We start from the raw sequence: 14,372 nt of genomic DNA, 5'->3' as shown, positions 1-14,372 counted from the left end.
GCCGACTACGCGTCGACGTTCGACAGCTGGCGCCCCGAGAGCTCTTCGAGCAGATCGTCGCCGATCCGCACCTCCTCGAAAGGAGCGTCGATCTCGGCGCGGTCGAGCATCTCGGCCATGCGACGCCGGCGCTGGCGCGTGATGAGGGTCACCACGGTGCCCGAACGACCCGCGCGGCCCGTGCGGCCCGACCGGTGCAGGTACGTCTTGTACTCGTCGGGCGCGTCCGCCTGGACGACCAGGTCGATGTCGTCGACGTGGATGCCGCGCGCGGCGACGTCCGTCGCCACGAGCACGTTGACGCGGCCCGATGTGAGGCGCTCCAGGTTGCGTGTGCGCTTGGCCTGGTTCAGATCGCCGTGGAGTGCGACGGCGTTGATGCCGGCATCCTCGAACTGCTCCGCGAGCATCTCGGCGTAGGCGCGGGTCCGTGCGAAGACGAGCGTCTTACCCTCGCGCGAGACGAGCGAGTCGAGGATCTCGGCCTTGTCGCGGTGCTCGATGACGAGGATGCGGTGGTCGATCGTCGAAGAGTCCTGATCTTCGCCCGCGACCTCATGAACTGCCGGCTCGACGAGGAACTCGTCGACGAGCGCGGCCACCTCACGGTCGAGCGTCGCTGAGAAGAGCAGCTTCTGGCTGCCGTCGGCGGTCGCACGGAGGATCGTCTGCACGCCTTCGAGGAACCCGAGGTCGCACATGTGGTCGGCTTCGTCGAGCACCGCGATCTCGATGCTGGAGAGATCGAGCTTGCCCTGATTCATGAGGTCCTCGATGCGGCCGGGCGTGCCGATGACGATGTCGACGCCCTTCTTGAGCGCACCGACCTGACGGCCCTGCGGCACGCCGCCGTAGATCTGGGTCGTGAAGAGGCCGACGCTGCGCGCGATGGGCTGGATCGTCCGGTCGATCTGCAGCGCGAGCTCTCGCGTCGGCGCGAGGATGATCGCCCGCGGGTTGCGGCCGAACTCACGGCGCTTCCCGCTCTGGCTGCGCAGGATGGACTCGACCAGCGGCGCACCGAACGCGATGGTCTTGCCCGAGCCGGTGCGTCCGCGTGCGAGGACGTCGCGACCTTCGAGGATCGCAGGGATCGTCGCCGCCTGGATGGGGAACGGGCTCTGCGCGCCCAGGTCCGCGAGCGTGCGCACGATGTTCTCGCCCAGTCCGAGGTCGCCGAACGTCACGTCGGCGACATCGCCGGCCGTGATCGCCTGCGCCTGCAGTCGCTCGTGCACGACGTCGACCCGCTGGTCGTGCTCGGTCGAGCGCGAGGGCTTGGCGTTCCAGTCCGCGCGGTTCGGCCGGGCGCCCTGGTCGCGCCGGGGTGCACGGTCGCCTCCGGCGGGGCGGTCGCCGAAGTCACGACGAGGCGCACGATCGTCGCGAGCGGGACGCGCATCACGGTCGTAGCGAGGGCGCTCGACGCGGTCGTCACGGCGGTAGGACGGACGCGCGTCGCCGAACGAGCGGCGGTCATCGCGATCGACCCGGTCGAGACGCGGGGCACGGGTGTCGCGGTCGGTGCGTGCCGGGCGCGCGTCCCGGTCGTAGCGAGCACGCTCACCCTGAGCCGGGCGACGGTCGTCACGAGCCGGGCGATCGTCGAACTGACGGCGGGGAGCACGGTCATCGCGCGCCGGACGCGCATCGCGGTCGTACCGGGGGCGCTCACCCTGAGCCGGGCGACGGTCGTCACGGCGAGGAGCACGGTCGTCGCGCGCCGGACGCGCATCACGGTCGTACCGGGGGCGCTCACCCTGAGCCGGGCGGCCTCCGACGTCACGGCGGGGAGCACGGTCATCGCGCGCCGGACGTGCGGAGCGGTCGAACGATCGGTCGTCGCGCGCGGGGCGCGCGTCCCGGTCGTAGCGAGGGCGGTCGCCGGCACCGTGCGTGCGGATGCCGCGGGCCTCATCGCGGCCGGCGCGCTCCTGCGACGTCCAGCGGCGCTTCGCGGGAGCCTCGGTGGCCTGCTCGGCCCGGTAGCCGCGGTGGCCCGGGCTCTTGCTGCCCGGCTTCTGGGAACGGGCGTCCGGGGCATCCGTCCGCCGCTTGCGGTCCTGGAACGACCCTTTCTTCTCGCCGTAGCGCGGCTCGAAGTTCTTCGCGGCGCGACCGCCGGCGGGCTTCTTGTTCTTGGGCATGGTGGTGTCCTTCTGGGTTTCTCGCATGAGAACAGCACTCTCCCGCGCGGCTCGTTGCGGCGCGGAGAGTGACCCGGACAATCGTCGGCCGGGGGCCATTCACGTGATGGTCGTCGAGACGGATTCGTCCCTACCATCGGCCCCCTTGGACTCACATGAACGCATCCGCACGAGGCGGTGTCCAGAGCCGACTCGGAAAGCTTAGTCGACACTGACTGGGAGCGCCCCGAGTGACCGGTATCCTAGTAGAGCCTGCGACCGCAGGCCGCTGGGGACACACCTTTTGTCCTTTGTCGACAACGTCGGACGAGTATTTCTGGGGAAATGCTTTTCTCGATCGACGGGGTCGTCGCCGATCAAGGTGGTCATGATGGCGATTCCAGCCCTCACTCGCGTCGCTGTCCATGACGCTTCGCTCTCTCGAACCCTTCACGCGCGCGCGTCGCCGCGTCCGAGGGTCCTCAGTGGACCCCATCGCGTGGGGGCGCTCTCGATGATCGTCCTCATGGTCGGCGTCGCCCTCGCGGTGTGCACGACGACCGATCCCGAGTGGTGGCACCTCCACTATTCGAAGCTCGGCACTTACGACGACTTCTCGGGCTACGTCTTCAACGGCACGCTGGTCGTGGCGGGCTCGCTGCTGGGCGTCTACGGCCTCGTCCTCCCCGTCGGGCTGCGCACCGAAGTGGGGAGGCGCACGACGAAGGCGGTGCGCATCTCCGTCGCGTCGGTCGGGGCGAGCCTCGTCGTCCTGGGCATGATCCCGCTCTCCGTGAGCGAGAGCGCGCACGGCATCGCCGCAGCCGGACTCGCCGTCTCGCTGGTCTCGCTCATGCTGAGCGCGATCGGCATCCGCGGCCTCGCAGCCCGCACCCGTCGCCACATGGTCGTGGCCGCGGTCCTGCTCGTCATGGGCGCGGCATCCATGGTTCTCACGCTCATCTCCCCGTTCATCTTCGAGTCGTTCGCCTTCATCGCGATGAGCTCGTGGGTCGTGCTGTTCCCCCGACTCAGCACGGCGCGCACCGCCACCGGCTCGCACGTCCAGGCGCGTCACGTGCCGACGCTTCTCGCGGTCCTACACTGGCGCAATGAGCGCACCCTCCGTCGTTCCGCTTCCCGACGCCGCGCCGCCCGCACCGGTGCGCCGAACCGAGGCGACCGCCGTCTATCTGGCCTTCGGGGCCGGGATCTCGGGAGCGCTGTACGGGCTGATCGTCGCGTTCACGACGGACGGTCTCGAGCTCTCGACCCCCAGTGGATCGTTCGGTCTGCTGGCAGCATGCGGGGCGGCGATCGTCGCCGTGATCGCCTCGGCAGTGGGCTACTGGCGCGCACGGGACCTGCCGGGACAGGAATGGCGACGTGCGCTCCCGACGTGGAAGTTCACGGTCAACACGATCTCGGTCGTCATCGTGCACGCGGCACTGTCGTTCGTCGTCACCTACGGGCTGTACAAGCTGCTCGCCCTCGGCTTCATCGGCCTCCCGGTCGTCCCCTTCTGGGCCGTCGTACTCATGGCGGTGACGCTGGGGCTCACCGCCTGGATCGTGTATCTGTCGGTCTCGAGCATGACCACGCAGCGCATGTCCTCTCTGCTCATGGCGTTCATCGCGATCGGGACGCTCACCGCGATGGTCACGACCCCCGATCCCGACTGGTGGCAGGTGCACTTCAGCCAGCTCGGCTCGTTCGAGGATCTCTCGAGCTGGGTGTTCAACGGCACGCTCATCGCGGGCGGGCTCCTGGTCACGACCTTCGCGGTCTACATCGCGAACGACATGCAGTCTCTGGCGGAAGCCGGAGCGCTGACCAGCCCAAGAGGACCGCGCATCGTGCCGGTCCTCTTCGTCGTGATGGGGATCATGCTGGCGTGCGTCGGGATCTTCCCCGTCGATGTGAACCTGCTCGTCCATAACCTCTCGGCGATGGGCATGGCCGCGATGTTCCTCGTGCTGCTGATCGCCGGCCCCCGCCTGCTGCGCGGGATGCCCCGCACCTACTTCGTGTCGGCGTGGGCGTTCCTGGGAGCGCTCGTCGCCTCGATCGTGCTCTTCGCGGTCGGCTACTTCTCGCTCACCGCGTTCGAGATCATCGTCTTCGCCCTGATCTTCGGCTGGATCGCCGTCTTCATCCGGTTCCTCGCGGTGAGCGGGCAGAAGGCCTGAGTCCTCCGGCGCGTCTCTTCGGGCCGAGAATGGATGCATGGCAGAGCCGGACATGCACCCCATCACCGTCGCCATCGAGCGACGGATCGACCCGACACGGACCGTCGAGGCGACGAGCTGGATGCAGTCCGGCACCGACCTCGCGACCGGATTCGCCGGGTTTCTCGGGTCGGGCTGGGTGCGCGCCGGCGAGGGCAGCGATCTCTGGTACATGCTCTACCGCTTCCGCGACATCCCGACTCTCGAGGCCTGGGAGCAGTCGTCGCAGCGTGCCTGGTGGCTCGACTCCGGTCGCTCGTTCGCGAGCGAGGTCCGGGTGGAGCGACGCACGGGCATCGAGGGGTGGTTCGATGCCCCCTTCGCGACCCACGTCGAGGCGCGGCATCCGGCCGGTGAATCGGCGCCGGCGACCGGACCGATCCAGCAGCCCATCCCGTCCGCGCCGCCGCGCTGGAAGCAGGCGGTGACGATCTGGCTCGGATTCTTCCCCACGAACCTGCTCGCGTCGTGGCTCCTGGGCTTCGTGCCGGGCTTCACGGACTGGCCGCTCGCGCTTCGCGTGCTGCTCGCGACGATCGCGCTCACGCCGATCATGACCTACTTCGTGCTGCCCTGGGTGACGCGGATGCTGCGGCCGTGGCTGCAGCGCGGCGCCTAGGGACTCAGCTGTCGGTCGCGGCGATCGTCTCGGCCAGAGCCGTCGTGAACCGCTCGGCGTCGGCCGCGTCGAAGGGCAGCGGCGGCCGCACCTTCAGGGTGTGGTTGCGCTCGCCCGAGGCGGCCAGCAGAACGCGGCGTTCGCGCATGCCGTTGACGATGTCGAGGGCGCGGGCCTCGTCGGGCAGGCCGTCGGCGTCGACGATGTCGATGCCGAGATAGAGACCGGCCGCGCGGACGTCGCCGATCACGGATGACTCGCGGGCGATCTCGCGAAGTCCCGTCGCGAGCAGATCGCCCGTCCGGGCCGCGTTGCCGATCAGGTCTTCGTCGACGAGCACGTCGAGCACGGCATTCGCCGCGGCGACCGAGACCGGTGTCCCGCCGAAGGTGTTGAAGTAGCGCTGTCGCGCGCCGAAGCCGTCGATGACGGCATCCATCGCCGCGAATCCTGCGATGGGCATGCCGTTGCCCGCGGGCTTGCCGAAGGTCACGGCGTCCGGCACGATCCCGTGGCGCTCGAAGCCCCATATGCCGTGGCCGAGACGGCCGAAGCCCGCCTGGACCTCGTCGGCGATGAACATTCCTCCGGCGGCATGGACGAGATCGACGACGGGCGCGAGGAAGTCGCCCGGGATCACCCCGTCGCTCGCGAAGATCGTGTCGACGAACAGTGCGGCGACACCGCAGCCGGCTCCGTCGAGCTCTGCGATCGCGGTGCGTACGCCCTCGATGAAGGCGACGGGATCGGGATGCGGCGGTGGCACGAGGCGCACCCACGGCTCGACGTCCCGGGCGCCGACGAGCGACGGAGACAGCGCGCCGGCGGCGAGAGTGACGCCGTGGTACGCGTAGCGCGTGACGATCGCGCCGGTGCGGCCCGTGGCATCCCGCGCCACCTTCAGGGCGAGGTCGTTCGCCTCGGAACCCGTGCACGTCAGCATCACATGCCCGATCGCGGGTGGAAGCGTCGCCAGCAGCCGCTCGGCGTAGTCGACGACGGCGGTGTGCAGGTATCGCGTATGGGTGTTCACGAGCGCGGCCTGCGTCGCGATCGCCTCGGTCACCCGCGGATGCGCATGGCCGACCGACGGGACGTTGTTGTAGGCGTCGAGATACTCGACGCCGTCAGCCGTGTAGAGCTTCGTTCCCCGCCCGCGCACGAACTCGACGGGTTCGCGGTAGAAGAGTCGGTAGGCGCCGCCCAGCGCACGCTCGCGCCGACGGACGAGCTCGCGCGTGCGGTCGTCGAGCCCGGCGGCGTGCTCGGGTCGGAAGTAGGTCGACGGCCCCGTCGTCATGATCCTCTCCCTCCGTCGTCGGCGGCGATCAGCCGACGCAGATCCGCCGAGGCGCGCGCGAGGCGTTCCGTCTCGTCGCGTCGCCCCTCGGAGGAGGATGCCGCCGCCGCGACGCTCATCAGGACCCGCTGCGCGGCACGCGCCCGCACGATCACCGGGAGCACGGCGAGCTCGTCCGGGGACAGCTCGACGGTCTCGCGATACCCCGCGAGCAACCGGGTCGGCGCCGCCCAGACATCGGGCTCCCTCGTATAGCCGAGCGTGTAGGACATCGCGATGCCCACGTCGCACACCCGCGGCATGAACCCGGCGTCGCCGAAGTCCACGATGCCGGTCACGCGCCCGCGGTCGACGAGCACGTTGCCGCCGTTGATGTCGTTGTGCACCACCTGCGCAGGCAGCCGCTCGATCGTCGGAAGCGCCTCTTCGAGCTCGTCGAGGGCCCCCGTCACGTCGTCCCGGACGCCGGCGCCGGGGAGCGAGTCGATGCGGCTGCGGAGACCGGGCGCACGTCTGACGTCCCACGCGACGATCCGCTCGTCTGCGGGATGCCGGAAGCCCTCCAGCGCGCGCGTGAGCAGACCCGCCACGCGGCCGATCTCGCGGACGAGGACGAGGTCGACGATGGATGCCGCGGCATCCGTCCCCGGAAGGCACTCCACGAGGCGAGCCCACCTCCCGCCGGCCTCGATGCGCGTCGCGCCCTCGCGCGTCGCGATCGTGCGCGCGAGCGGAAGCGTCGGATCGGTCGCGAGCGCCGCGTCGACGACGGCCGACTCGAAGTCGAGCGTCTCGTGCGCGGTCCCCGCGACGGCGATCTTGAGGATCGCCGCCGATCCGTCGACGAACGCCGCTCGGTACGTCTCGTCGACCTCGGACTCGAGGCGCTCGAGTCCGACCGGAGTCCCGCCCCATCGCGCCGTCAGCGACGCCGGCGATTCGGACATGACCGTGTCGCTCCGCTCAGGCGTCGTCGCGGCGCTCGTCCGCTTCGGGATCGCCCTCGGGCGCCTCGTCGAGCGGCGAGGACTGCTCGTCCTCACCCGGCGCGGCGGCGGCCGCCGCCTCGTGCGAGCCGTCTCCGGTGGCCACGTCGTCGCCTTCGAACCCTGCCGTATCCGACGACTCGATGCTCTGCGGCGACGCGGCATCGACCGTCGGGTTCTCCGCCTCGGCCGGCTCAGGGTCTCCGGCATACAGCGCCTCGGTCGAGTCGTCGCCGACGGCCGCCGCATCCGTCGCGGATCCGTCGGCGTCGGGCCGCTCGGCCCACTCGGCGGACTCCGGCTCCGGCTCGACGGCCCCCTGTTCCGGCTCGGCTGACTCCGGCTCCGGCTCGACGACGGATGACCGATCGTCGGACACGGGAGGCTCGGCGGGCGAGGCGTCGGTCTCCTCGACGACAGTCGGCGCCTCCGCCACGAGGACCGTGCCGGTCGCGAGAGCGGCCTCGCGCTGGCGACGCTCGCGACGGGTCTCGGGCACCGGGGCCGCCGCCTCGACGGAGGAGGAGGCATCCGACTCGAGCGTCACGCCGGCCTTCGCGGCACGACGTGCCGCGCGACGCTCCTTCGCACCCTCGACCAGGTTGTAGAGCGTGGGAAGCACGAGCAGCGTGAGCACCGTCGACGACACGAGGCCGCCGATCACGACGATGGCCAGCGGCTGCGAGATGAAGCCGCCGTGGCCGGTGATGCCGAGCGCCATCGGGGTGAGGGCGAAGATCGTCGCGAGCGCGGTCATGAGGATCGGCCGCAGTCGACGCGAGCCTCCGGCGATCGTCGCATCGTGCGCCGACAGTCCCTTGAGGCGGTACTGGTTCACGAGATCGACGAGCACGATGGCGTTCGTCACGACGATGCCGATCAGCATCAGCACGCCGATGAGCGAAGCGACGCCGAGCGGCACGCCCGTCGCGATCTGCAGCAGGATCGCGCCGGTCGCCGCGAACGGCACCGAGACGAGCAGCAGGAGCGGCTGGCGGAGCGACTTGAAGGTCGCCACCATGACGATGTACACGATGAGGATGGCCGCGAGCAGCGCGAGTCCGAGCTGCGAGAACGCATCGGCCTGCTGCGTCACGACACCGCCGAGCGACGCGTCGGCCGACGAGGGCAGGTCGGCGTCCTCGAGCGCGGTCGTCACCGAGGCCGTCGTGGCCTGGAGGTTGTCGGACGACGGCGTGACCGTCACCGTCGCCGTGCGCTGACCGCGCTCGGTCGTGATCGAGGTCGGGCCCTCGCTCTCCTCGACGGTGGCGACGTCCGATAGCGGGATCGGACCCGTGGCGGACGGCACCGTGAGCTCGCTCAGCTCGTCGATGGTCGCGGGCGTCTGGGATGCCGCGAGGTAGACGGTGAGGCCCGTGTCGTCGATCTCCACCGTGCCGATGCGCTGCGGCTGCATCGTGTTCGACACGAGCGCGCCGACAGCGACCTCCGACAGGCCCAGCGATGCAGCCTTCTCGCGGTCGACCGCGACCGAGATGAAGGGGAGGGATGCCGAGAGGTTGCTCGACACCTGACCCACACCGTCTGCGCCCGTCACGGCGTCGACCACGGCGTCCGTCGCATCCTGCAGCGCCTTCGAGTCGGGAGCCGTCACGTCGATCGCGATGTCGGTCGAGCCGAAGCCGCCTCCGGATGCGGCGATCGTGATCGTGCCCACGTCGTCGAGATCGGCGACGGCGGTCTGCACGTCTTCGCGCACCTGCACCTGATCGGCGTCGGCGTCGGTCGTGATCGAGTACGTGATGCCGCTGCCGCCGCCCGAGAACGCGTCGCGCAGGGCGGAGCCGCTCGACCCGATCGAGACCTGCACGGTCTCGATGCCGGGCACGTCCCGGAGCGCGTTTTCGACGGTCTCGGCCGCGGCCGACTCCGCCTCGAGGCTCGGGGCCGCGCCGATCGTCTGGGTCATGGTGAACGTGTTCTGCCCCGAATCGCCGAGGAAGTTCGTCTTCATGAACGGAGCCGCGAGGATCGTGCCGCCGAGCACGAGCACCGCGAGCAGCAGCGTCACGAACGAGTGCTTGAGAGTCCAGCGCAGGATCGGCAGGTAGGCCTTCTGCAGACGCGACGGCGGTGCCTTCTCGTCCTCGGGGTCGATCGCGCGGCCCTCGGCATCCCGCAGCTGCTTGCCCGGCCGCAGGAACCAATAGGCCAGCACGGGCACGATCGTGAGCGACACGAGGAGCGAGGCGACCATCGCGATCGTGATCGTGAGCGCGAAGGGGCGGAACAGCTCGCCCGTGATGTCGCCGACGAAGGCGATGGGCAGGAACACCGCGACCGTCGTGATCGTGGACGACGTGATCGCCGTCGCCACCTCGCGCACGGCGAGCAGGATCGAGGCCTTCTTGTCGGCATCGCCGACGTAGTGGCGTTTGATGTTCTCGATCACGACGATCGAGTCGTCAACGACGCGGCCGATCGCGATCGTGAGGGCGCCGAGGGTCAGGATGTTGAGCGAGTACCCGAACGCCTGGATGCCGATGAAGGTGATGAGCACGCTCGTGGGGATCGAGATCGCCGTGACGAGGGTCGAGCGCACCGACATGAGGAAGAGCAGGATGACCAGGACGGCGAAGAAGAGCCCGAGCATGCCCTCGACGGCGAGAGTCTCGATCGACTGCTGGATGTAGGGCGCCTGGTCGAAGACGATCGTGAAGGTGGCGCCGTCGAGGCTCCTCTCGAGGTCGGGGAGGACCGCGATGACGCCCTTCGAGACATCCACCGTGTTGGCCGACGGCAGCTTCGTGACCGCGATCGTGAGCGCCGGCTCGCCGTCCACACGCGAGATCGATGTGATGGGGTCCTGCGTCTGCTCGACCGTCGCGACGTCGGCGATCGTGAGAGCGCCGGCCTGGAACTGCGTCGCGTCCGACGGCACGAGCGGCAGTGCCGAGAGCTCGTCGACCGAGGTGATCTTCGTTCCGGTCTGCACGGTGAGCGTCTCGTCGTTCTCGGTGATCTCACCACCGGGGAAGAGCACGCCGTTCTGGTCGAGGGCATCGCGGATCGCCTGCTGCGTGTACCCCGCGGCGGCCAGGGCCTCCTGGTCGGGGGTGATCGTGATGCGCTGGCCGACGCCGCCGACGATCTGGGCGGCATTGACGCCGTCGACGTCTTCCAGATCGGGGATGACGGATGCCTCGAGCTGCGCCTGGACGGTCTCCGCGTCGTCGTAGCCCGTGACGGCGACCTGGATGACGGGGAAGTCGTCGATACTCGCCGAGAGCACGTTCGGGTCGACGCCGTCGGGGAGCTGCGATGAGATGCGGTTGATCGCCTGAGTCATCTTCTGCTCGGCCGTCGCGAGGTCGGTGCCGTACGCGAACGACGCCTGCACGATCGAGGCGTTCGTGGTGCTCGTCGCCGTGCTCGACTCGAGTCCGGGCACGCCCTGGATCGCGGCCTCGATCGGCCCCGACACGTCGTTGTTGACGACCTCGGGCGACGCGCCCGGATAGGTCGAGACGACGATGAGCGCGGGGAACTCGATCGACGGGATGAGCTCCTGCTTGAGGTTCGTGAGCGCGAGCCCGCCGAAGATCGCTGCCACGATCGTGATGAGGGCGATGAGCGCGCGGTTGCGCAGGCTCAGGACGGCGAGGTTCGACACGGTTGCCTCTGCAGTGATGAAGGGTGCCGCGGCCGGCTCGGTGCTGTGTGGACCGTCCGCGCCGATACGAGAATGTATCGGCTCTCAGTATTCCACGCGGGTTCCTGTGCCCTCGCCTACAATGCCCCGCCGAGCAGGAGACCGAGTCCGGCGGCGGCGATCGTCGCGACGAGGGTGCCGACCGCGTTAGCGACGGCGGCGCGCGGCTGCGGCTCCTCGGCGAGCACCACGGTCGTCACGGCGACCGAGCTGAAGGTGGTGTAGCCGCCGAGCAGCCCGACGCCGACGATCCACGCGAGCGGGGTGCCGGGAGCCGATCCCGCGACGACGCCGAGTGCGAACGACCCAGAGATGTTGACGACGAGGATCCCCCAGGGGAACCGCGCGCCGACGGCGAGCGACGTCCGGACGTCGACGAGGTACCGGAGCCCGGCACCGACGCCTCCGGCGAGGGCGACGGCCAGGAACAGCAGCGGCGTCATGATCGGGACCGCCGCCCGAGCACCAGGCCGCCCCACGCGGCGAGCGTGCCCGCCACCACGGTGGCGAGCGCGAGGAGCAGCGAGAAAGCGTCGACCGACTGCACCGCGAAGGTGCTGTAGGTCGTGAAGCCCCCCATGACGCCCGCGCCGAAGAACTGGCGTAGCGCTCGGGAGCGCGGCACGTCTCCCATCCGCACGGCCAGCCCGGTGACGATTCCGAGTCCGAAGGCGCCGACGATGTTGATGAGCGGGATGCTGAGCCACGCCCACGAAGGATCCCCGAGCGCGATGATCCCGGCGCGCAGCGCCGTGCCGACCGCGCCGCCCGCGGCGATCAGGCCGAGGTGCGGCCAGGAGAACGCGGTCCGTGACACGGACTCAGGCTAGCGGCGCGAGGACGCGAGAGCGGGGGGCGTTTGCGCGGCATCCATCCTCCGCTTCAGCCTCGCCCTCCCTTTCGCGCGCGCCTGCTCTTGCTGCGATCGCCGCGTCGCGCCTTCTCGCCGCCCAGCAGCGACCGGATGCCCGATTCCGGCGACAGGTCGAGATCGATCAGCTCTCCGCGGGCGTACCGCGCGAACACCCTCGGATCGATGTAGCTCGCGCGCGCGACCGAGGGCGTATTGCCCAGGGCCTCCGACGCCGCGCGCACCGCGAGCCGCTCGGCCGACCTGCGATCGCGCTCTGTGTCGACCGTGCCGATGCGTGCGAGGGACTCCGCCGCGACGATCGTGCCTCGCAAGGTGCGGAAGTCCTTGGCCGTGAACGCGCCACCCGTGAGGGAGCGCACGTGATCGTTGACCTCCGAGGGCTTCAGCGGCACGCGGCGGTTGCCCTTGCGGTACGCGAGCAGCGATGAGCGCGGCCGGCCCTGCACGAGATCCGCGATGACAGCCGCAAGGTCCTCGTCGTCGACCTGGAGGAGCGCGCGCTTGCCGCTCTTGCCGGGGAACGAGAGGGTGACCATGGATGCCTCGACCGCGGCGTCCCGTCTCTCCAGCGTCGTGAGCCCACGACTGCCGTGTCGCTCGAGGTACCTCGTCGACCCGATGCGGGGCGCGGCCGAGTCCAGAAGCCGGAAGGACACCGCGAGCACCTTCTCGCGATCGAGGTCGGCTCTGCGCATGCTCTTCGTGACCTGTCGACGCGCGCTCGGCAGGGCCTCGGCGAGTGCGAGCGCACGGGTGAACTTGCCCTTGTCGCGACGCTCCCGCCAGAGCGGGTGGTAGAGGTACTGGCGGCGGCCCGCTTCGTCGGTTCCCACCGCCTGGATGTGGCCGAGCGGCTCGATGCTGATCCAGACGTCGGTCCAGGCGGGCGGGATGACGAGCGCCGAGATGCGCTCGCGATCGTCGTCGGACGCCGTGCTCCCCATCGGGTTCTCGTAGCGGAAGCCCTTGCCGGATCGGATGCGACGAAGCCCCGGATCGTCGCCCGGCGTGACGCGGACGAGACCGGAGCCGAGGCGGCTCAGTGGTTCCGGAGCATCGTGATGAGCTCCGCCTTGCGCTTGCCCGAGAAGCCGGAGATGCCGAGCTCCTTCGCGCGCGTGCGCAGCTCAGGGACCGTCCAGTCCTCGTAGTCGCCGGCCGTGCCGCCGCGATGCCCGACGGCCTTCGCCCCGTCGCGGGCGATCGCATTGGAGATGCGCGCCGCCTTCTCCTTCGAAGCGCCCTGATCTCTGAGCTCCTCGTAGAGACTCGGGTCCTTGAGGCTGTTGGATCCCCGTCCAGCGGGCATGGCTCCCCCTTCGTCGCTATCGACCGTAGAGATGCCTGTGAGGTCGCGGGTAGGGCTTGACAGCGTCGCCGGATCCGCTAGCACCGCGGAGCCGAAAGGCGCAACCCCTCGCACTGATGGGCCGATGGTGGGAGCGTGTTCACGTGCCCACGAGGCACACCGGGGCGTTCGCCTCGCGCCGGACAGAGAAGGAGAACCTCATGAACATCGCGCTGATCATCATCATCGTGGTCGCAATCGTGCTCGCCATCGTCGGAGGAATGGGATCCGCGCTGCAGTGGCTTCTGTGGGTCGCCCTGATCGTGGGCGTCATCGCCCTCATCGCGCTGCTCTTCCGCCTGATCAGCGGCAGCCGCCGCACCTGATCTTCCGGCGGCGTCAGCCGTCGGACGAATCCCCCCATCGAACGGATGCCGTGACCGCGCTGGTCACGGCATCCGTTCTTTCCGTGCCTAGAGGCTCGCCTCCGCGTACGCACGCAGCGCGTCGCGCACGAACTCGGCGCCCGCCTGTCCGCCGTAGTTCGCACCGAAGCGCGGGTCGGCGACGTACATCTCGCCGAGCCCGATGACGTAGCCCTTCACGTCGTCGCCTGCGGGCGTGCCGGGCACGCCCGCGAGCCACTCGACGTGTCGCTGGGCGAGCTGCCGCGCTTCGTCGCCCGCGGGGTCGATACCCCGCTCGGCCGCCGCGCTCCAGTCGCTCGCGAGCTGCGCCGTGCGCCGCTTCCACGTCGCCTTCTCGTCAGGGCTCATACCCCGCCACCAGGCGTCGCCGGACGCATAGGCGTCCTTCCCCCAACGCTCTTCGACCTCATCCCGGTAGCGGGTGTGGTCGAAGCCGTCGAACATCTTCTCTGCCATGAGTCGTTCACCTCCTCTCAGTGCCGTGATGGTGGACTCGACCGACGCGATCTGGCGCGCCAGCCGGCTCTGCTCCTCGCGCAACCACGCGAGGTGGCCTTCGAGAGCGGTCTCTTCGCGCTCTTCGCGGTCGACGACACCGGAGATCTGCGGGAGTCCTAGACCGAGCTCGCGCAGCAGCAGGATCCGCTGCAGGCGCAGGAGCGCAGCCTCGTCGTAGTGCCGGTACCCGTTGGACGCGACGCGGGACGGCGGCAGCAAGCCGATGTCGTCGTAGTGCCGCAGCGTGCGGCTCGTCGTCCCCGCGAGTTTGGCGATCTGCTGGATCGACCACTCCATTTCCGTCTCCCTTCGTGTCGATGACCACGTTAAAGGTTGACGTAACGTCAAG

Annotated in this window: 13 protein-coding genes; 3 read left to right on the top strand and 10 right to left on the bottom strand. The window is 69.7% G+C overall.

Going from position 1 to position 14,372, the window contains the following annotated elements; translation table 11 throughout:
• Nucleotides 1-5 precede the first annotated feature (5 nt).
• Nucleotides 6-2,147, bottom strand: a complete 2,142-nt coding sequence (locus tag ACTIFV_RS03225) for a DEAD/DEAH box helicase (protein WP_439591309.1) — start codon at nt 2,145-2,147, stop codon at nt 6-8.
• A gap of 648 nt (nt 2,148-2,795) precedes the next feature.
• Nucleotides 2,796-3,089 (bottom strand): hypothetical protein, encoded by a 294-nt coding sequence (locus ACTIFV_RS03220; protein WP_439591308.1) that lies wholly within the window; start codon nt 3,087-3,089, stop codon nt 2,796-2,798.
• Between the two features lie 149 nt (nt 3,090-3,238).
• On the opposite strand from ACTIFV_RS03220, the gene ACTIFV_RS03215 reads away from it, so the two are divergent.
• On the top strand, nt 3,239-4,315 hold the full coding sequence (locus ACTIFV_RS03215) for a DUF998 domain-containing protein (RefSeq protein WP_439591307.1): 1,077 nt from the start codon (nt 3,239-3,241) through the stop codon (nt 4,313-4,315).
• A 37-nt stretch (nt 4,316-4,352) separates the two neighbouring features.
• Nucleotides 4,353-4,973 (top strand): antibiotic biosynthesis monooxygenase, encoded by a 621-nt coding sequence (locus ACTIFV_RS03210; protein ID WP_439591306.1) that lies wholly within the window; start codon nt 4,353-4,355, stop codon nt 4,971-4,973.
• Between the two features lie 4 nt (nt 4,974-4,977).
• On the opposite strand, the gene ACTIFV_RS03205 is transcribed toward ACTIFV_RS03210, so the two are convergent.
• From ACTIFV_RS03205 to ACTIFV_RS03175, 7 genes are all read right to left on the bottom strand, one after another.
• Complete coding sequence (locus ACTIFV_RS03205; RefSeq protein ID WP_439591305.1) at nt 4,978-6,273, bottom strand: aspartate aminotransferase family protein; 1,296 nt, start codon at nt 6,271-6,273, stop codon at nt 4,978-4,980.
• Entirely contained in the window at nt 6,270-7,220 is a 951-nt protein-coding gene (locus ACTIFV_RS03200; protein WP_439591304.1) for a phosphotransferase, read from the bottom strand. Before ACTIFV_RS03200 ends, ACTIFV_RS03205 begins: the two co-directional genes overlap by 4 nt.
• Before the next feature lie 16 nt (nt 7,221-7,236).
• On the bottom strand, nt 7,237-10,896 hold the full coding sequence (locus ACTIFV_RS03195) for an efflux RND transporter permease subunit (RefSeq protein ID WP_439591303.1): 3,660 nt from the start codon (nt 10,894-10,896) through the stop codon (nt 7,237-7,239).
• Between the two features lie 116 nt (nt 10,897-11,012).
• The gene (locus tag ACTIFV_RS03190) at nt 11,013-11,378 is read right to left on the bottom strand and encodes a fluoride efflux transporter FluC (RefSeq protein WP_439591302.1); all 366 of its coding nucleotides are present in this window, start codon (nt 11,376-11,378) and stop codon (nt 11,013-11,015) included.
• Nucleotides 11,375-11,752 carry a fluoride efflux transporter FluC gene (locus ACTIFV_RS03185; RefSeq protein ID WP_439591301.1) on the bottom strand — a complete coding sequence of 126 codons (378 nt, stop codon included), beginning with the start codon at nt 11,750-11,752 and terminating at the stop codon, nt 11,375-11,377. The genes ACTIFV_RS03190 and ACTIFV_RS03185 overlap by 4 nt, the downstream gene beginning before the upstream one ends.
• A 65-nt stretch (nt 11,753-11,817) precedes the next feature.
• Nucleotides 11,818-12,789, bottom strand: coding sequence for a DNA topoisomerase IB (locus ACTIFV_RS03180; RefSeq protein WP_439591395.1), 972 nt, complete (start codon nt 12,787-12,789; stop codon nt 11,818-11,820).
• Nucleotides 12,790-12,848: 59 nt separating this feature from the next.
• A complete protein-coding gene (locus ACTIFV_RS03175; protein WP_439591300.1) occupies nt 12,849-13,118 on the bottom strand; it encodes a DUF7218 family protein in 270 nt (89 codons plus the stop codon).
• 200 nt (nt 13,119-13,318) lie between these two features.
• Between ACTIFV_RS03175 and ACTIFV_RS03170 the strand changes: the two genes are divergently transcribed.
• Nucleotides 13,319-13,483, top strand: a complete 165-nt coding sequence (locus tag ACTIFV_RS03170; protein WP_439591299.1) for a hypothetical protein — start codon at nt 13,319-13,321, stop codon at nt 13,481-13,483.
• Between the two features lie 87 nt (nt 13,484-13,570).
• Here the strand turns inward: ACTIFV_RS03170 and ACTIFV_RS03165 are convergent, their stop codons facing one another.
• Nucleotides 13,571-14,320: a MerR family transcriptional regulator gene (locus tag ACTIFV_RS03165; protein WP_439591298.1), complete on the bottom strand. Its 750-nt coding sequence runs from the start codon at nt 14,318-14,320 to the stop codon at nt 13,571-13,573.
• Nucleotides 14,321-14,372 lie beyond the last annotated feature (52 nt).

The sequence above is a fragment of the Microbacterium sp. genome (genome assembly GCF_051860965.1).
Taxonomy (GTDB): Bacteria; Actinomycetota; Actinomycetes; order Actinomycetales; family Microbacteriaceae; genus Microbacterium.
This window is presented reverse-complemented; position numbering and strand designations above follow the sequence as displayed.